The organism is Sphingomonas hankyongi, from assembly GCF_023516575.1.
Taxonomy (GTDB): Bacteria; Pseudomonadota; Alphaproteobacteria; order Sphingomonadales; family Sphingomonadaceae; genus Sphingomicrobium; species Sphingomicrobium hankyongi.
The window spans coordinates 18,185-35,820 of the sequence record NZ_JAMGBE010000001.1 but is presented as its reverse complement, the minus strand read 5'-3'; the positions used below and the strand labels follow the sequence as shown (position 1 = coordinate 35,820).

Here is a 17,636-nt window from a genome sequence, read left to right as displayed (position 1 = left end):
CTCCTCCGGGAGAACCTGCCAAAATGAAGAGTAAGAGTTTTCGATTGCTGGCGTTCGCGCTGTCGACCTGCGCTCCTTGTGCGGTGACGGCTGTCCCCGTGAAGACGTCATCAGTGTCGGAGCCGGTGCTTCTACAGGTGAAGGCGGAGCCTGCGACCGGGAAGATCATCGCGTCCTTCCCCAAGCCGGATGCGCAAGGGGTAGCGGGCCGCTACATCTATCTAAGCCAGCTCGAGACTGGCCTGGGGTCGGCGCCCGTCGGTCTCGATCGGGCGCGCCCATCGGATTCCCGCCTGCTCGTCTTCCGGCGCATCGGCAAGAAGGTCGCGGCGGAGATCGAAAACCCCAAGTTCGTCGCGAGCTCCGGAAATGCGGAAGAAGTGAAAGCGGTCCGTGAATCCTTCGCGACCTCGACGATTTGGGTGGGCGACGTCGTGGATAGCAAGCCGGACGGATCGTTCACCGTGGACCTGGCCGGTTTCCTCGCGCGCGACGACGGCGGGATTGCGAAGGCGCTGAAGCAAGGCGGGGGAGGGACGTACAAATTCGCTCCGGAGCTGAGCGCGGCGGATCCCAACTTCGTGAAGGTCTTCCCGGACAATGCCGAATTCGCCGCGAGACTGACTTTCCGTTCCGACGAACCTACGGGTGAGGTGACGAACATCATCCCGGACAGTGACAGCGTTACGCTCGTGCTGCGTCATTCGCTCATTCGCCTTCCGGCGCCCGGCTATGTCCCGCGTACCGATCCCTTCGGCTATTCGATCGGCCGGCAACAACTCGACTTCTCGGCGCCGCTCGGCGCCAGCGTGGTTCGCGACGTTGCCAGCCGCTTCAGGCTTGAGAAGACGGATCCGACCGCCGCGCGCTCCCCCGTCAAGAAGCCGATCATTTTCTACATCGATCGCGGCGCACCTGAGCCAATGCGCACCGCTCTGCGCGAGGGCGTAAGCTGGTGGAACCAGGCGTTCGACGCTGCCGGCTTCGTCGATGCCTTCCGAGCCGAAATCCTGCCCGAGGGCGCCGATCCGCTCGATGTCCGCTACAATATGGTCAACTGGGTGAATCGCGCCACGCGCGGCTGGTCCTATGGCTCGCCCATCTCCGATCCGCGCACCGGCGAGATCATCAAAGGCTCCGTCCTTCTCGGATCGCTGAGAGCGCGGCAGGACATGCTGATTTTCCAGGCGCTCGTGGGCGCCGGGCTGACGGGCACGGGAAATCCTGACGACCCGATCACCGCCACTCTGGCACGCATTCGGCAGCTCGGCGCGCACGAGGTCGGCCATGCGATCGGGTTGCAGCACAATATGGCCGCGAGCAGCCAGGACCGTTTCTCGGTCATGGATTATCCGGCGCCGCGGGTCGGCCTCAAGGACGGCGCGCCCTCGCTGCTGAATGCTTATGGCGTGGGTGTCGGCCCGTGGGACAAGTGGGTTATCAAATGGCTCTACGGAGCTCGTACCGACGCCGAGGCTGCTCCTATCCTGTCCGAAGCGCGCGCAGCCGGCCTGCGGTTCGTGGCGGACCAGGATTCGAGGCCCGTCAGTTCCGGGCATCCGTCCGGAGCGCTGTGGGACGATGCCGCGGATTCCGTCGGGGAACTCAAGCGGATCATGGATGTGCGTCGCGTGGCTCTGCAGCGCTTCGGGCGCGGGTCGATTCCTGCCGGAGAATCTCTTGCCGGCTTGCGCCGTGCGTTCGTTCCGATGTGGCTGCTCGGCCGCTACCAGGTCGAAGCTGCCTCCAAGTCGCTGGGCGGAGTGGACTTTCCCTATAGTCTGGCCGGCGAGAACCTCGAGGCGCGGCCTGTCCCTGCTGCGGCGCAATGGGCCGCGCTATACGCGCTGCTCGATACCCTAACCCCCGGCGAGCTCACGGTCCCGAGCAATTTGCAGCCGTTGCTGTCGGCAGGTTTCGGCGGGAATGACGATCGCCAGACGGAGATAGAGATCATCCCCACCGCTGGCGGGCCGGTCTTCGATCCGCTCGAAGCGACTGAGATCGGCGCCGTACAGACGCTGCAGGCGCTGCTCGACCCCCAGCGCCTCAACCGCCTCGAGATTCAGCATTCCAGCGATTCGAATGTGCCTGACCCGGCGCGCGTGTCCGACATGCTCATCGACCATGCTCTTGCCGGTTCTGGTACGGAGGTCGGTAGGAGGATCGCAACGACCACGATACTGGCGCTTGCGCGAGTTCAGCGTGACCCCGCTTTGTCCCCAACAATTGCGCTGCAGCTCTCGGGCAGGCTGGACCGCCTCGCAAACAGCCTGGACAAGGTGAAGGGGCGCGATGCCGCCGTCGTCGACTGGAGCCGCGGGTTCGCTTCGCTCCTGCGAGATCGCGAAGCGCTGGACAAGGCCATTGCCGATCCGAAGCGCCTGCCACGAGTGCCGCCCGGCATGCCAATCGGGATGGATGAGGTTCTCTAGGCGCGATGACTCGCCGCCAGGTTCCTGATATTTCGCCCTCAGGGGCTGGATGTCGGACGTTTTCGTCTCCTACGCGCGGCCGGACGAGCCGCATGCTGTTCGCGTGGCGGATGCGCTGCGCTCGGAGGGTTATCAGGTCTGGCGGGACGACGAACTGCCCGCGCATCGTACCTATTCCGAAGTCATAGAGGAGCGGCTCAAATCCGCTCAGGCGGTCGTGGTTCTTTGGTCGGCGGAAGCGGTTAAATCGCAATGGGTGAGGGCGGAGGCGGACGCCGCGCGATCAGCCGGCACCCTCGTGCAGGTTACGCTCGATGGCGCTATCCCGCCGCTTCCTTTCAACCAGATCCAATGCGCGCAGCTGATCGCCTGGGACGGCAAGTCCTGCTCGGGCTGGCAAAAGCTCCTGTCCAGTGTGCAAGCGCTTGCCGGTGCGCCAGCGAAGGCGGCTCCGGACGTCAAGCGGCGGCAGCAGGTCTCGGTTTGCGTTCTGCCGTTCCAGAACATGAGCGGCGACGCTGAGCAGGAATATTTCAGCGACGGCATCAGCGAAGACATCACAACGGATTTGTCGAAGATTTCCGCACTTGCCGTGACTGCGCGGAACACGGCCTTCGCATTCAAGGGCCAGGCAGGCGATGTCTCCGAGATCGCCCGCAAGCTCGGGGTCAGCCATGTCCTGGAAGGCAGCGTCCGCAAGTCGGGAGGACGCGTCCGCATCACCGCGCAGTTGATCGACGGCGCGAGCGGAGACCATGCCTGGGCCGAGCGATATGACCGCGAACTGACCGACATTTTCGCTATCCAGGATGAAATTTCAAAGGCGATCGTGGATGCTCTGAAGCTGAAGCTGCTGCCGTCCGAGAAGAAGGCCATCGAGCAAAGAGGAACGAGCAACGTCGACGCTTACAACCTGTACCTGATGGCACGACAGCTTTGGGTGTCGGGCAATTATGGCGACGTCAGGCGCGACGAGATCGTCATCCGGACCGCCCAGCGCGCGATTGCGCTGGATGCCAACTACGCCGAGGCATGGGCCCTGCTCGCCGTCGCCCAGGCAAGCATGCGCTATCACCACGGGCGGGACGTTGACGATGGGCTGGCGGCGGCTGAAAAAGCGCTTGAGCTCAATCCCACCTTGGCTGCGGCTTACAGCGTTCGCGCGCGTCACATTGCCGAACATGGCGATTTCGAACGGGCGGAGGCCGAGATCCGCCATGCGCTGGAGCTCGATCCGAATAGCTGGGAGGCCAATCGGGAAGCCGCGCGGCTATTGATGCAGCACCGGCGCGTGGAAGAAGCGATGCATCATTATGAACTCGCCGCGTCGCTCGACGAGAACGACTTTCACTCCTGCATGATGCTGACGACCTGCTGCACGTCATTGGGGCTGAATGAGCGAATGCCCGAAGTCGCTCAGCGCATGCTTGAACGAAGCGAGCGGGTGCTCGAGCAGGACAGCCTCAACGCATCGGCACTGGGCGTGAGCGCAGCGGCGTTCGTGATCCTGGGAGACCTGCACCGAGCCAGAGAGCGGATCGAACGCGCGATGATGGTCGATCCGGACAACATCAACATGCCGTACAATTTTGCCTGCGTTCTCGCCGTTTCTGCCGGCGATATCGATGGCGCTCTTGATATGATCGAGCCTTTGATGCCCCGCCAGAGCCGAAGCCTCATGCTCACAATGCTCGCGGATCCAGACATGGATCCGCTGCGCGATCATCCCCGGTTTAAGCGCATGGTCGCGGAGGCGATGGAGCGAACTGGGGTGACGGAAGACATGGTCCCTGATGAAGCACGCCTCGCTTCGGGTGATACTAGTTCTGCTTCAACCTGAGCGCGATCTCGCTCATGAAGCGGGCGTCTTCGCCGTCGGCCAGCCACTCTGCCTCCGCCGCAATGGCTGCAAGCATGTCGGATAGGGGCTCCATTTCGGCCTTCGCGTAATTGCCCAGGACATGCGGCGTGACGAGATGCTTCTGCCCAGGTCCTGGGTGTCCAATACCGATGCGCACGCGACGAAACTCCGGGCCCAGCGACGCATCGATGGACCGCAGGCCATTGTGCCCTGCAAGTCCGCCGCCAACGCGCACCTTTACCTTGAACGGCGCCAAGTCCAGCTCATCGTGGAAGACAGTCAGGGCTTCTTCGTCCAACTTGTAGAAACGCAATGCCTGCTGAACCGCATCGCCGCTGTCGTTCATGAAGGTCTGGGGCTTAAGCAGCAGGATCCGGTGCCGGCCAAGGCGTCCCTCGGCGATCAGGCTCCGGAACTTCTTCTGCCACGGACTAAAGCCATGCACGTCGTGCACGACGTCGGCTGCCATGAACCCGACATTGTGCCGGTGCAGCGAATATTTCTCGCCGGGATTTCCAAGGCCGACCCACAATTGCATCGTGGATCCCTAGCGTGAGCTTGGCGCAAAAAGAAACCGCCCACCCTTGCGGGTGAGCGGCTCTCTTTTTCTCCGGAGAGGGAAGGAGCTTATTCGCCGCCTTCCTCGCTTCCGCCTTCGGCCGGGGCTTCGCCTTCGCCTTCCTCGCCTTCGACGGTTGGGACTTCGCCGGCCGGCGCAGCCTCTTCTTCTTCGGCCTTCATCGCCGACGGAGCGACGATGGTTGCGACGGTGAAGTCCTCGTCCTGGTTGGCCGGGACGACACCATCGGGCAGCTTGACCTGGCCGATATGGATCGAATCGCCGATCTCTAAACCTTCGAGCGAGATGTGAATCTCGTTCGGGATGTGGGCGGCGTCGCAGACGATCTCGAGCTCGTGCACGACCACGTTGAGAACGCCGCCGCGCTTCAGGCCCGGCGAATCCTCTTCATTGTCGAACTTCATCGGCACGGCGACATTGACCTTCGTGTGCTCGCCAATGCGCAGGAAATCGACGTGGATGGGCCGGCTTGAGACCGGATGGAAATCGACAGCCTTAGGCAGAGTGCGATGCGCCTTGCCCTTGAAATCGATCATCACGACCGAGTTCATGAAGTGGCCCGTGTGAAGCATCTTGGTCAGCAGCTTTTCCTCCACATGGATGGAAAGCGGCTCTTTCTTCTCGCCGTAAACCACGGCGGGCACCCGTCCATCGCGACGCAATGCACGGGAGGCTCCCTTGCCAGCCCGGTCGCGCGCTTCGGCGGGCAGCGTCAGCTGTTCGCTCATTTCGCTATTCTCCGATTGATCAAAAACCTCCGCCACGCCTCCAGGGATGACCATGGCCGAGAGCGCCGCGCCCTAAGGCACGACCGCCGGAAAAGCAAGTTCGGGGAGGTTTAGTTGACCCGCTGGGATTCGATGCCGAGCTGGGCAAGACGAACGAGCAGGCTGTCCTTGCCCGCCAGATGGCCCGCCCCAACGGCGACGAAGACCGTTCCCGGCGTTTGCATGCGCCCGGCGATCCAGTCCGCCCAGCGCGAATTCCGCTCGGCAAACAACATTCGGTAGGTATCCGGCGACGCCTGACGAAGCTGGTCCAGCATCCGGACGAAAACGCTCTGGTCGCCTCTATTCCACGCGTTCTGCATTTCCACCATCGACCGCGACAGCGTTTCGACGGGGCTTTCATCGACTGGCTCACCCACCTTTGGCGGAGCTGCGGCGGCCATCGGCGGCATCTTCGCGAACATGTTGAGCTGGGAGTCCAGCGTTTCGAGCCCGTCGACCTGCTTGCCTGTGGCCTCAGCCTCCTCGCGCAGGATCATGTCCGCGCCGTAATTGACCTTGAGCCCCTGCGAGCGTCCCGCATCGATCGCCATCCGCGTAGTGGCGAGGAATGACGCCGACGGCGCAACCGACATGCCCAGGCGGGGCGGGCGCGACGGAGCATAAGGCTTCGGTCCTTCGGGAACGAGCGTTTCGAGCACGAGCTCGCTGCTGCTGTCGAAGGCCGTCCTGACCTGGTCGTTGAACCAGTCGGTCTTGCCGTCGAGGGCATGGAACGTCCCGAAAATGTAAACGGTCGTGTCGGGGTCCCGGACGACGAAGATCGCTGGATCGGCATTCGGAGCGGGTGCATCGATCGCCGCGGGCATTGCGGCGGCTACCGCTGCAGCGACGAGAAGTCCGACCATAGCTCCACCCTCCCTGGGGCTCTTCGGCTCTAGGTTAGGCGACGTGCGAAAGGAGTCCGTGTTTCCCCCGATGAGCAACGAACGCGGCCCATCCACAGCGAGGAAATCCCCGCAAAACTCCCGACGCGCATCGAACCCCCCAGCCCGATACCCAGCCAGAATGGTCATCGACCTGTTAACAAAAGTCTAGCGAATTCCGCGAATTGTGAAATTTAAGCGACGAACGGCGTGATCGCTCCGGACTCCTGTCGCTTACTGGACGCGGCGGACCCGATAGCCGCTCTTCTTGAGCATCTCGACGACCGAATCGCGGCCCGCGAGATGGCCCGCGCCCACCGCCACCATGACCGACCCGGGGGTAGCCATGCGCTGCTCGACCCACCGGCTCCAATTGGCGTTGCGCCGTTTGAGAAGTGCGTCCTTTAGCTCCGGAGAAACGGCGAGATCGCGATTGAACGTCTCTGCGATCTCATTGACGTCACCTCGCGCCCAGGCGCCCAGCATGGATGCGAAGTCCTTACTCATATTCTTGGGCTCTTCGATCGATCCCTCGAGCAAGGCGCGCTGAGCCGTTTCGGGCAGTGCATCGAAGAAGCTCAGCTGCTCCCGGTTCGTCTCAAGCTGGCCGACGGACTTGCCCTGGCTCGTGAAGGAATCGCGGAGAATGATCTCCACGCCTTCTCCGACCTTCAGGCCCATGTCCTTGAATTGATTGCCGAGGAGCATGAAGGCCGCGGCCCAGGTCTCCATCTTGTCGAAGCTCGCCCTCGGAATGCCGCTCTTGGCAATCGCCGCCTCCAGGTCCGCCCGCTTCTCGGGCGGAACACGCTCGGTGATAGGAGGGAGGTTCGGCGAGAAGGCGAGGCCCGTCAGGGCTTGCAGCATTTCTTGCGGGTTATTCTGATCGACGATGGTCTCGACCATCAGCTGCTGCGATCCCGACACCGCCTGGTCGAACTTTGTGGTCCGCCATTGATAATTGCTCGGAAGCAGGTGGATCGTGCCGAAGAGATAGACGGTAGTGTCCGCGTCCGACACGGACCACATCGCGGGATGGGCAACGGCCCCTTTTGCCGACGCCTGTCCGGCCGACCCGAGCGCCAGCATCGCGGCGACGGGCGTAAACAGGCGCTGGAAAAGCTTTTTCATCATGGACTCCGAAGTGGGGTGCAGGATTTAAGGCCGCAAGCTTGCCGTTTCCTGAAGAGACCGGCATTGCCCCTAATTCGCAAACCGACCACGGGACATCTTCTTGAGCCTCAGCTTCCAGGACCTGATCCTCACTCTGCATCGCTATTGGGGCGAGCAGGGCTGCGTGATCCTGCAGCCCTACGACATGGAGATGGGGGCAGGGACCTTTCATCCTGCAACTGTACTGCGCGCGCTCGGGCCGAACCCCTGGCGCGCTGCCTATGTCCAGCCATGCCGTCGGCCGACGGACGGCCGCTACGGCGAGAACCCCAACCGGCTAGGCCATTACTATCAGTACCAGGTCGTGCTGAAGCCTAGTCCCGCGGACCTGCAGGACCTCTATCTCGGCAGCCTCTCGGCGATCGGCATCGACCCGTTGAAGCACGACATCCGCTTCGTCGAGGATGATTGGGAGAGCCCGACGCTCGGCGCCTGGGGCCTTGGCTGGGAAGTGTGGTGCGACGGAATGGAAGTGACCCAGTTCACTTATTTCCAGCAGGTCGGCGGGTTCGAATGCAGGCCGGTGACCGGAGAACTGACCTATGGGCTCGAACGTCTCGCCATGTACATCCAGGGCGTCGACAACGTCTTCGCACTGAAGTTCAACGACGCCGGTGTGACCTATGGCGACGTCTTCCTCGAGAATGAGGTCGAGATGTCGGCCTATAATTTCGAGGTTGCCAATACGGACACGCTCTTCGACGCCTTCCGCAAGGCGGCCGCGGAGTGCGAGAGCTGCCTGGCGAATAAGCTGCCCATCCCGGCATATGAGCAGGCAATAAAGGCAAGCCACGTATTCAATACGTTGCAGGCGCGGGGGGTGATCTCGGTCGCCGAGCGTCAGGCTTATATCGGGCGCGTCCGCGACTTGGCGAAAGCGGCCTGCGCCGAGTGGCTGGAGCGGGGGCAGGGCGCCTGATGGCCGACTTTCTGCTGGAGCTCCGGTCGGAAGAGATCCCGGCGCGGATGCAGTCGGCCGCCCGCAACGACCTAGCGCGCATGTTTGCCGAAAGGACCGGCGAAGCGGGGCTTTCGACCGGCGCGATCGATGTCCATTCGACGCCGCGGCGGTTGGTGCTCATCGCACGGGACGTCGGCGAGCAGACCGAGGCGGTCAGGGAGGAGATCAAGGGGCCGCGCAGCTCGGCGCCGCCGCAAGCGCTCGACGGCTTCTTGCGCAAGACCGGCCTGGCCCGCGAGCAGCTTGAGGAGCGCGACGGTGTCCTCTTCGCCGTCATCGACCGGCCTGGACGGGCTGCGCCTGAAGTGCTGGGTGAGGCGATCCAGCGGATCGTCGACGACTTTCCGTGGCCCAAATCGATGCGCTGGGGTGCAGGGTCGCAACGCTGGGTCCGGCCGCTACAGGGCATCGTCGCGATATTCGGCGAGGAAATTGTGCCCGTAGAGATCGACGGGCTTCACAGCGGCGCGACGACAGTAGGTCATCGCTTCCATCATCCCGGGCCGATCACAATTGGCGGGGCGTCGGATTACATTGAGAAACTGCGCGCCTGCCACGTGATCGTCGACCAGGACGAGCGCGAACAGATCATCCGCGAAGGGGCGGAAGCAGCAGCGAAAGAAGCCGGCCTGATTTTGCTGCCGGATGAAGGGCTGGTAGTCGAGAATGCAGGCCTGACCGAGTGGCCGATGCCTTTGCTCGGTCGCTTCGATCCTGAGTTTCTGGACGTTCCGCGCGAGGTGATCGTACTCACCATGCGGACGAACCAGAAGTATTTTGCCTGCGTCGACGGCGAGGCAATGCTCGCCCCAGCCTTTGTGTGCGTCGCGAACGTGGACGCGAGCGATGGCGGCGAGGCTATCGTCGAGGGCAATCGGCGCGTCCTTGCCGCGCGTTTCGCCGATGCGCGTTTCTTCTGGGAGCAGGACCTGAAAGTCCCGCTGGAAGAGCAGGCGACGAAATTGAGCGGGATCGTCTTCCACGAGAAGCTCGGCACGGTCGCCGACAAGGTCGAGCGCGTAGCCAAGCTTGCGCGGTGGCTGGTCGAGGAAGGCATCGTCAAAGGCGCGAAGCCGGACGAGGTCGAACGGGCAGCGCGCCTCGCAAAAGCGGATCTCGTCACCGGCATGGTCGGCGAATTCCCCGAGCTACAGGGTATAATCGGCGGATATTTGGCGCGGGCGCAGGGTGAACCGAATGCCGTCGCGGACGCAGTTCGCGATCATTACGGCGTTCCGACGAAGCCGGCATCGACCGCCGTCGCACTGGCCGACAAGCTCGATACCATCTGCGCCTTCTTCGGAATCGATCAGAAGCCGACGGGATCGAAGGATCCCTTTGCCCTACGGCGTGCGGCGATCGCCTCTATCGAGTTAATCGTTCGAAACGGTCTCAGGCTGTCGCTTACGCAAGCCGTTCGCGGGAGCCTGGCGAATTCCGCTGGACAGCGCGCGGATAGCGAAGCGGCGCACAGGCTTGATCGAACGGCCCCTGAAATTCTCGAATTCTTCGCCGATCGCCTGAAGGTTCAGCAGCGGGAAGCGGGCGTCAGGCACGATCTCATCGATGCCGTCTTCGCGCTGGGAGGGGAGGACGATCTCGTCCGCTTGCTAGCGCGGGTCAAAGCGCTGCAGGACTTCGTCGAAACGGAGGACGGTGCCGACCTACTCACGGCCTACAAGCGTGCCGCGAACATCCTCAAGAAAGAGAAGTGGGAAGGGACGGCCGTATCGGGTGGTCCAGATCTCGAGCCGCAAGAAAAGGGCTTGGTCGATGTGCTGGACAAGGCCGAGCCGACGGCTTCAGCGGCGATCGAAAAGGAAAACTTCACCGCCGCGATGGCGGCGCTTGCAACGCTGCGAAGGCCCATCGACGATTTCTTCGATAATGTGACTGTGAACGATCCCGATCCTGGCAAGCGCGAGCGGCGGCTCAACTTGCTCATGCACTTCCGCGACGCGGTGAACCGCGTCGCGGATTTCTCGAGGATCGAGGGCTAGAGCGAGCGAGTCTCGCCGTCGCCGGGCTCGCGGGGGTCCTTGATCGCAGCGGCGCGAAGGGAATCGCGCTCACGCCATTCCTTCTCCTGGTTTGACCAGTGCTTCTCGCGATCCTCGTGCGCCTTTTCGAGATCGCGGCGCCTCTGAAGCTCGGAATCATAACGCGTCTTCCACTTGCGACGGCCACCGGCGGTCAGAAAGATGCCGATCAGCAATCCCAGCAAGAAGACAAGGCCGGCGATAACCAGCTGGTTCGGATCTGCCGTAAAGCCCATTTCGCATCCCCAACAAAAGTGGAATTGCGGCCACTACGCACGGGGCGCGGGCCGCGTTCCACAGCTTGCCCGAGAATGGGTCAGCCGTTGAGGAAGCTGTCGTGGATCGAGCAGGAAGCCGGCCCGAGAATGACCACGAACAACGTCGGCAGAATGAACAGGATGAGCGGCACCGTCATGATCGCCGGGAGGCGCGCAGCCTTTTCTTCGGCCCGCATCATGCGCTGATGCCGGAACTCCGCCGAGAGCACGCGCAGCGCTGAGGCCAGCGGCGTACCGTATTTCTCGGTCTGGATCATCGTGGTGACCACGCCGCGAACGGCTTCGAGGTCGACGCGGGTGGCCAGATTCTCGAACGCCTGGCGGCGCTCGTTGAGGAAGCCGAGCTCGATCGCGGTCAGGCCGAACTCGTCGCCGAGCTCCGGATAGGCCTTGCCCAACTCCTTCGCGACGCGGTTGAACGCGGCGTCGACGGTGAGGCCGGCCTCGGCGCAGATGACGAGCAGGTCGAGCGCGTCAGGCAGACCCTTGCGGATCGCATGGCTGCGCTTCGTAATCTTGTTCTTCAGCCAAAGGTCCGGCGCCTTGTACGCACCGACCACCGTGCCCGCGAGGGTCATGTAGCGACGGAGCGCCGACCATTCCGGGAAGAAGTCGAAGACATAAAGCAGGAGTATGGCACTGACGCCGAGCACGACTGGCAGGACGAACCGCGCGAAAATGATGAAGAAGGCGAGGTCCTTGGTCCGGATACCGGCCTGCATCAGCTTCGTCTGCGTCTTCTTCAGCTGATCGTCCTGAAGCATCTTGAACTGCATCAGGAGCTGGCGAACGTTGTCCGCCGCCTGGTTCTTGTTGGTCAGCTTCTTGCGCTTGTTCGTCGAGGCGACGATGCCCGCCTTGAGCTGCTCGCGGCGCTCATTGAGCGCCTTGACGCGGCGCGCCATCGGATCGCGGACAGTCGTTGCCGCATAGATGGCGAGCAGTACCGCGAACGTCGCGACGGCGCTCAGGATCGTTGCGATCCAGATGACGTCGAAACCGAGGAGGGTTGGGCCTGCTGGAGGCGTAACTTGCACGACTTCCCCCTTAGATCTCGAAGTTGACCATTTTGGCCATGATGAATGCGCCGATGCTCATCCAGATGAGCCCGCCGATGCCGGCGACCATCAGGCGCTGGTCCACGAAGAACCCGCTCATGTATCCCGGGTTGATGAACCAAACGAGCGTGAACACCACGAACGGCAGCGATCCGACGATGTAGGCGGATGCCTTGGATTCCGAGCTCATCGCGCGGATCTTGAGCTTCATCTGCGCGCGTTTGCGCAGCACATCGGCGAGGTTCGACAAGGTCTCGGCCAGATTACCGCCGGTCTCGCGTTGGATCGCCAGCGTGATGACGAAGAACTGGAATTCCGGAGTGCCCAGTCGATCCGCGGTGTCCTGCAGCGCGGCCTCCATGGTTCGGCCGATCTTCATCTTGTCCGAAACCATGCGAAACTCGAGCCCGACGGGGCCGCCGATTTCCCCGGCAACGATGCCGAGAGTCTCGGTGATCGGAAGGCCGGAGCGAAGGCCGCGAACCATCAGCTCGATGGCGTCAGGGAAGTTGGACGTGAACTTGGTGACGCGACGCTTGATCAGCCAGCCGATCACGAAGTGCGGGCCGCCGATGCCGACGAACAGTCCCAGGAACGTGGAGAGCAGGATCGGCGCGCCGCGGAAGAACATCGCCGCCGCGACGAACGCGGTGATGCCAAGGCAGATCATAGAATATTTGCCGAGCGTGATGCTCTTGCCCGTCATTTCCAGCCGCTTGCGCAGCAGGGCGGGCTTCGGGATCAGCGTCGAAGCATAACCCTCGATACGGCTCGCCCGCTCGGCCATCAGCTTCCGGATCTGCGCCTGCGCGTTACCGGTGATGACGTCGCCGTGGCGTTCCTTCACCATCTCCATGCGGCGCTTGACCGCCTTCGACGCGGAAGGTCCGCGGACGGCCACGAACGCCAGTGCGAGCGCTCCGATACCGCCGGCAATGATGAGCCACAGGATCATTCGTGCCTTGCCTCTCACTCTCGTCGCCCGGCGTGATGGCCGGGCGAAGCATCGCCGATTACGCCGCCTGAGCCTTCGGCTTGGACAGCATCGACTTCAGATTATCGACCAGCGACTTGGCGCTTGCAGCAGCGCCGGAGTCGGCGCCTGCGCCTTCCTCACTGGCGTGGCTCAGCACCATGCTCGACAGCGTGTTGAACGGCGCCGCCATCTTGCCGCCCGCGACTTCAGCCATGGGCTTGCCGAGCTTCGCAGCCTGGGCCGCAAGCTTGGCATCGTACGGGAAGACGATATCGACTTGCCGCTCGATCGACTGCTCGAAGTCCTTGCGGCTGATCTCCAGCGCGCCGCCCGAGGGCACGCCGTTGGCCACGATGATGACCTTGGTCTGCGGCGCATTGGACTTCAGCCACGCAAGCACGCGGATCGTGTCGCGGGTTGCCGCCAGCGTCAGCTCGGCGATGACGACCGCGACGTGCGCGTCGTGCACCAGATGCGGATACTGGATCAGCATGTGGCGCGGCAGGTCGAGCACCGTGGACTCGAAGGCGTTCCGCATTTCTTCCTGCAGTTGGAAGAAAGCCGTTCCGTCGGTCACGAGGGGCTGGTGGATAGGAGCCTCGGCCGAAAGGACCGACAGCCGCTCATTGGCGCGAACCATTGCGCGCTCGATGAACAGCCCGTCGATGCGGCTCGGGTTCTCGATCGCATCCGTAAGGCCGCGTCCGGGTTCCAGATCCAGCGCCAGCGCGCCGGTTCCGAAGTGCACGTCGAGGTCGAGCAGGGCGGTCGAACGATGCGCCTTCTCCCCCAGGAGCCACGCCAGCGAGGTCGCCATCGTCGACGCGCCGACTCCGCCGCGAACGCCGATCACCGCCGCCATCACGTGGGGCTTGTCGACCTGCGCTTCGCCGCGCGGACCCGACAGGATCATCTGTGCATGCGCGAAGGTGTCGCGCAGCTGGTCGATCGTGAAGGGCTTCAGCAGATAATCGTGGATGCCGCTGGCGACGAGATCGCGATAGAGGCGCACGTCGTTGACGGTGCCCGACGCGATGACGATCGTCCCCGGCTCGCAGACCTCCGCAAGCGCGTTGATGTCGGTCAGCGGATCGCCCGATTCCGAAAGGTCCACGAACAGGATGTTCGGGCTCGCGGAGACGGAGAGGGACTGGACCGCGTTGCGCAGCCCGCCCTTGTTCACCTTCTCCGGCGACCAGCCGTGCTCGACTGCCACCGGCCGCAGCATGTCGGCCGTTGCATCGTCGCAGACGAAGGCGGTGAAGGGGTCGCGCAGACCTGCGCGTGCCTGGAAGGGAGCGTTCATCACTTGCTGTCCTTCTTCGTATCGACGTCCTTGAGCGGCCGGCGCTGCTGGCCTTCCTGGACGCCCGTGAGCGGCCAGCTGCGGTAGAGCATGATTGCCTTGGCGCCCGTCGAAGCATCGACCGCGGAATCGCCTGCGCGTCCGTGGACGAGGTCCGTCGGGTTGGCGACCATCGCGGCCAGGTTGCTGTTCACGCCGCAGCCGAAGTTCGACAGCGTGCGGTTCTCATAGTTCGGCGAGGAGGCGACGCTCCAGTTGGGGCAGCCCGGGACACCCGCCGTGCGGCGGCTGACCACCACGCGAACGCTGTCGGGGGCCACATTGCCGGCCGTGACCGGCGCGCCTGGCTGGACCATCACGCCATAGCGGCCGACGACCTGCGCAACTTCCGAGCGCGCGCTGCCGTAACTGCCGTCGACGTATACTGCGTCGCCGTATCCGAGGCCGAGGCCCTGCAGCCAGCCGTCGAGACGCTGCGCCTCGCCGCCCGCCAGCGATCCGCCTGGAGCGGCCGCGTCGAACGCATAGTTCGTGGTCGTCAGGACCGGTACGTTGACCGGGTTCAGACCCGTCTCCGGCCGGTCCGGAAGGCCCGCACCGCAGCCCGCGAGGACTGATGCCAGGCCGATGACAATGAGCTTGGAACGCATCGTGGCTTCCTTCCTGAAGAGACCGCGGGTCACAGCTTGAACCCAGGGGCGGCGCCGGCCGTCGCGGCTGGCGCGGTGACCGTCTGCGTGGCGGCGGTGCCGGACACGGGCGCGCTGATCGCGGGGGCGGGGTACTGGTTCGCCGGGGGCGGAAGAACCACGTCCGGCGAGCTGACGCCCTTGAACGACTGACCCATAAAGACCCGCTGACCGTCATCAACCGCGCGATAGCCATCGACCGGCGACGCGAGCTGACCGGAAACCGGCTTCACGAGGTACGGAGTGACGATGATCACCAGCTCCGTCTCCTGGCGGCGGAAGCTGGTGGAGCGGAACAGCGCTCCAAGGATCGGCAGGTCGCCGAGGAACGGCGCCTTGTCGATATTGTTCGTCGTCGTGTTGCGAAGCAGGCCGGCGATCATGAAGCTTTGGCCGGATCCAAGCTCGACGGTCGTTTCGGCGCGGCGCGTAACCAGCGCAGGTACGTCGAAGTTATTGAGCTTGATCGAGCCTTCGCTGGACAGTTCGCTGACCTCCGGGCGGACGCGCATCGAGATGCGGCCGTCGGCAAGCACGATTGGAGTGAAGGCGAGGCCGACACCATATTGCTTGTACTCGACGGTGATCACGCCGAGCTCCTGCGAGACCGGTATCGGGAACTCACCGCCGGCGAGGAAGCTTGCGGTCTCACCCGAGAGCGCGGTCAGGTTCGGCTCCGCGAGGGTAGTCACGAAACCGTCCACTTCCGCGAGATCGAGCGAGGACATGAGATCCATGCCGAACAGCTTGCCGACACCCGAAAGGGTAGAGCCGAGCGGGTTCCGGATGACCTTCGGACCGCTACAATCGTCGGTACAGTCGACCGGGGGAAGGTGGATGCCTTCGCCCTGGGCGATACCGATCTTGAAGCCGCCGCCGGTGCTCGCCAACAGGTTGACGCCGATCTGCTTGAGCAGGGAGCGGTTCACCTCGGCGATCTTGACCTTCAGGTTGACCTGCAGAGGCGTCGCCGTCTTGAGGCGGTTCACCGGCAGGATGTTGAGCGGCTCTCCGTCCTTGATGCCTGCGTTGAGCATGGCCTTGACGAGAAGCTCGGCCTGGGTGGCGTCCTCCGGAGAAGCGACAGTGCCGTTAAGCACGGCCACCTGGCCGACGGTCGTCACGCGGATGTTCGAGTCCGGCATGGCTTCGCGCAGGATGGCGTCGACCGAGCTGATATTCGGGCTGACCCGAACCTTCGCTCCGTAGACGACCGATCCGTCCGCCGCCGTCGCGATGACGGTGGCTTCGCCGGCGTCCTTGCCGAAGACGTTTATCTGGCGCGAGCCGTTGACATAGACGTCGGCGATCTTCGGGTTCGAAGTCCAGACGCTTGCGACGGCGCGCGGAAGGTTGATCATCTGGCCCTCGCCGACGGACAGGGGAACCTGCGTGGTCGGACGATAGGAGCCGGAAGAATAGGCCTTCGGCTGAGCCTGGGCCGGAGCCCCGGTGATCGCGGTGAGGCCGAGGGCCACCGCCGCAACCGCTGTGCCGAGACGCGCCCGGCGGTTGATCGTGCGAGTATTCATTTTAGCGAGCTCCCACCGGAACGACGGTGACATCATTGCCGCGCGCGACACGCACGACCGGGCCATTGACCGGTCCCTGCGCAGCTGCGCTTGGCGCACTCCCCTTGCCCATCAGCGCATTGGCGAACGTGGACAGCGCGTCGGACGAACCGCCGCCCGAGGGCGAACGGGCCGGGACCGAGCGACGCTGAAAGCGAGACACGTCTCCGCCAGTGGTGAAGGTCGTATTGTTATCCATCGGACGATTGGCGACCGCGAGCAGAAGCTGACGCTCCTGGGCCGGGTTCGCATTGGCCGGGATCTTCACGTCGCCGGACGCGATGGCGCGCTCCAGCTCCGCACTATTGTCGGCGATCGAGCGCAGCGAGAGCGACAGCGTGCCCATGCTCTGGGACACCGCCACCTTCTCCGCGATCCGCGGAGTGACCTCGAGCGTGACGTTGGTGGCGATCTTCACCTCAGTCTTGCCTTCCTCGTCGGTCTGAGTGACCCGCTGGTCGGTCGCGAGCACGCGGACGTTGCGAACGATGGTCTCCGAGACCTTCAGGGCCGGGCCGTCGCCGCCGCCTTCAACCTGCTGCGTGAGCACCATGTCGACGCGGTCGCCCGGGAAGACGAAGCCGGCGACGCCGGTCGATGCGTTTACCGGGACTGTGATCGCGCGCATGCCCGGGCCGAGCGCCGCGGCGAGGAAGCCACGGTCCTTCGGTCCGACGAGCGAGCCGCGGGTCACAGGCTGGCCAGCCGTGATTGCGTTGCGCACGACAGTGCCGAGCAGCGCCTTCGGATCTCCATCCGTCGAGCCTTCGACATAATAAGCCGACTGCATCAGCTCTTTAGGCCAGGGCTGATAGATGAGGCTGTCGGCGTCGATGATCGTGCCCACAGGAAGAGCCTTCTTGGCCACGAGCACCTTGGGTCCTGTCGGAACCGGCGCCGCGACGGCCTGCTGGGCTCCCGCGCCAGCGAACATGTTCTTGGCCATAACGGCAGTAATCACCGCGATGACCAGCGCTCCAACGAGCAGAGCGAGCTTCTTTACATCCATGGCGCAATCGCCTCCCCTTGAAGGGTCCCCGTAACAGCCTCACACA

15 protein-coding genes are annotated in these 17,636 nt (G+C 63.7%); 4 read left to right on the top strand and 11 right to left on the bottom strand.

Annotated elements, in window-relative coordinates:
• Positions 1-23: 23 nt before the first annotated feature.
• Both LZ538_RS00165 and LZ538_RS00160 read left to right on the top strand, forming a co-directional pair.
• Positions 24-2,435, top strand: coding sequence for a zinc-dependent metalloprotease (locus LZ538_RS00165; RefSeq protein ID WP_249829980.1), 2,412 nt, complete (start codon positions 24-26; stop codon positions 2,433-2,435).
• 49 nt (positions 2,436-2,484) lie between these two features.
• Positions 2,485-4,275, top strand: a complete 1,791-nt coding sequence (locus tag LZ538_RS00160) for a TIR domain-containing protein (protein ID WP_249829979.1) — start codon at positions 2,485-2,487, stop codon at positions 4,273-4,275.
• Here LZ538_RS00160 and pth read toward each other — a convergent pair.
• From pth to LZ538_RS00140, 4 genes are all read right to left on the bottom strand, one after another.
• Complete coding sequence (gene pth, locus LZ538_RS00155; RefSeq protein ID WP_249829978.1) at positions 4,256-4,834, bottom strand: aminoacyl-tRNA hydrolase; 579 nt, start codon at positions 4,832-4,834, stop codon at positions 4,256-4,258. The genes LZ538_RS00160 and pth overlap by 20 nt on opposite strands.
• Positions 4,835-4,923: 89 nt before the next feature.
• Positions 4,924-5,604 (bottom strand): 50S ribosomal protein L25/general stress protein Ctc, encoded by a 681-nt coding sequence (locus LZ538_RS00150; RefSeq protein WP_249829977.1) that lies wholly within the window; start codon positions 5,602-5,604, stop codon positions 4,924-4,926.
• Positions 5,605-5,714: 110 nt separating this feature from the next.
• Positions 5,715-6,512, bottom strand: coding sequence for a TraB/GumN family protein (locus LZ538_RS00145; RefSeq protein ID WP_249829976.1), 798 nt, complete (start codon positions 6,510-6,512; stop codon positions 5,715-5,717).
• 252 nt (positions 6,513-6,764) lie between these two features.
• Positions 6,765-7,661: a TraB/GumN family protein gene (locus tag LZ538_RS00140; protein WP_249829975.1), complete on the bottom strand. Its 897-nt coding sequence runs from the start codon at positions 7,659-7,661 to the stop codon at positions 6,765-6,767.
• 103 nt (positions 7,662-7,764) lie between these two features.
• Between LZ538_RS00140 and LZ538_RS00135 the strand changes: the two genes are divergently transcribed.
• Together LZ538_RS00135 and glyS are read left to right on the top strand one after the other, a co-directional pair.
• Complete coding sequence (locus LZ538_RS00135; RefSeq protein WP_283937523.1) at positions 7,765-8,622, top strand: glycine--tRNA ligase subunit alpha; 858 nt, start codon at positions 7,765-7,767, stop codon at positions 8,620-8,622.
• Positions 8,622-10,664, top strand: coding sequence for a glycine--tRNA ligase subunit beta (gene glyS, locus LZ538_RS00130; protein WP_249829974.1), 2,043 nt, complete (start codon positions 8,622-8,624; stop codon positions 10,662-10,664). The genes LZ538_RS00135 and glyS overlap by 1 nt, the downstream gene beginning before the upstream one ends.
• Here glyS and LZ538_RS00125 read toward each other — a convergent pair.
• The 7 genes from LZ538_RS00125 to cpaB all read right to left on the bottom strand — a co-directional run bounded on the left by LZ538_RS00125 (position 10,661) and on the right by cpaB (position 17,590).
• A complete protein-coding gene (locus LZ538_RS00125; protein ID WP_249829973.1) occupies positions 10,661-10,939 on the bottom strand; it encodes a hypothetical protein in 279 nt (92 codons plus the stop codon). The two genes, glyS and LZ538_RS00125, sit on opposite strands and share 4 nt — an antisense overlap.
• Positions 10,940-11,019: 80 nt before the next feature.
• Entirely contained in the window at positions 11,020-12,018 is a 999-nt protein-coding gene (locus LZ538_RS00120) for a type II secretion system F family protein (RefSeq protein WP_249829972.1), read from the bottom strand.
• A 10-nt stretch (positions 12,019-12,028) separates the two neighbouring features.
• The gene (locus LZ538_RS00115; RefSeq protein ID WP_249829971.1) at positions 12,029-12,994 is read right to left on the bottom strand and encodes a type II secretion system F family protein; all 966 of its coding nucleotides are present in this window, start codon (positions 12,992-12,994) and stop codon (positions 12,029-12,031) included.
• A 58-nt stretch (positions 12,995-13,052) separates the two neighbouring features.
• A complete protein-coding gene (locus tag LZ538_RS00110) occupies positions 13,053-14,321 on the bottom strand; it encodes a pilus assembly protein CpaE (protein ID WP_249829970.1) in 1,269 nt (422 codons plus the stop codon).
• Positions 14,321-14,971 carry a CpaD family pilus assembly protein gene (locus tag LZ538_RS00105; protein ID WP_249829969.1) on the bottom strand — a complete coding sequence of 217 codons (651 nt, stop codon included), beginning with the start codon at positions 14,969-14,971 and terminating at the stop codon, positions 14,321-14,323. The genes LZ538_RS00110 and LZ538_RS00105 overlap by 1 nt, the downstream gene beginning before the upstream one ends.
• A gap of 29 nt (positions 14,972-15,000) precedes the next feature.
• Positions 15,001-16,542, bottom strand: coding sequence for a type II and III secretion system protein family protein (locus tag LZ538_RS00100; protein ID WP_249829968.1), 1,542 nt, complete (start codon positions 16,540-16,542; stop codon positions 15,001-15,003).
• Position 16,543: 1 nt separating this feature from the next.
• Positions 16,544-17,590 (bottom strand): Flp pilus assembly protein CpaB, encoded by a 1,047-nt coding sequence (gene cpaB / locus LZ538_RS00095; RefSeq protein WP_249829967.1) that lies wholly within the window; start codon positions 17,588-17,590, stop codon positions 16,544-16,546.
• Positions 17,591-17,636 lie beyond the last annotated feature (46 nt).

What these genes read in the sequence shown, in the direction of transcription:
- LZ538_RS00165 (WP_249829980.1), top strand. Translation starts at nt 24, where the DNA reads ATGAAGAGTAAGAGTTTTCGATTGCTGGCGTTCGCGCTGTCGACCTGC.
- LZ538_RS00115 (WP_249829971.1), bottom strand. Translation starts at nt 12,994, where the DNA reads ATGATCCTGTGGCTCATCATTGCCGGCGGTATCGGAGCGCTCGCACTG.
- pth (WP_249829978.1), bottom strand. Translation starts at nt 4,834, where the DNA reads ATGCAATTGTGGGTCGGCCTTGGAAATCCCGGCGAGAAATATTCGCTG.
- LZ538_RS00140 (WP_249829975.1), bottom strand. Translation starts at nt 7,661, where the DNA reads ATGAAAAAGCTTTTCCAGCGCCTGTTTACGCCCGTCGCCGCGATGCTG.
- glyS (WP_249829974.1), top strand. Translation starts at nt 8,622, where the DNA reads ATGGCCGACTTTCTGCTGGAGCTCCGGTCGGAAGAGATCCCGGCGCGG.
- LZ538_RS00125 (WP_249829973.1), bottom strand. Translation starts at nt 10,939, where the DNA reads ATGGGCTTTACGGCAGATCCGAACCAGCTGGTTATCGCCGGCCTTGTC.
- LZ538_RS00160 (WP_249829979.1), top strand. Translation starts at nt 2,485, where the DNA reads ATGTCGGACGTTTTCGTCTCCTACGCGCGGCCGGACGAGCCGCATGCT.
- LZ538_RS00150 (WP_249829977.1), bottom strand. Translation starts at nt 5,604, where the DNA reads ATGAGCGAACAGCTGACGCTGCCCGCCGAAGCGCGCGACCGGGCTGGC.
- cpaB (WP_249829967.1), bottom strand. Translation starts at nt 17,590, where the DNA reads ATGGATGTAAAGAAGCTCGCTCTGCTCGTTGGAGCGCTGGTCATCGCG.
- LZ538_RS00110 (WP_249829970.1), bottom strand. Translation starts at nt 14,321, where the DNA reads ATGAACGCTCCCTTCCAGGCACGCGCAGGTCTGCGCGACCCCTTCACC.
- LZ538_RS00105 (WP_249829969.1), bottom strand. Translation starts at nt 14,971, where the DNA reads ATGCGTTCCAAGCTCATTGTCATCGGCCTGGCATCAGTCCTCGCGGGC.
- LZ538_RS00100 (WP_249829968.1), bottom strand. Translation starts at nt 16,542, where the DNA reads ATGAATACTCGCACGATCAACCGCCGGGCGCGTCTCGGCACAGCGGTT.
- LZ538_RS00145 (WP_249829976.1), bottom strand. Translation starts at nt 6,512, where the DNA reads ATGGTCGGACTTCTCGTCGCTGCAGCGGTAGCCGCCGCAATGCCCGCG.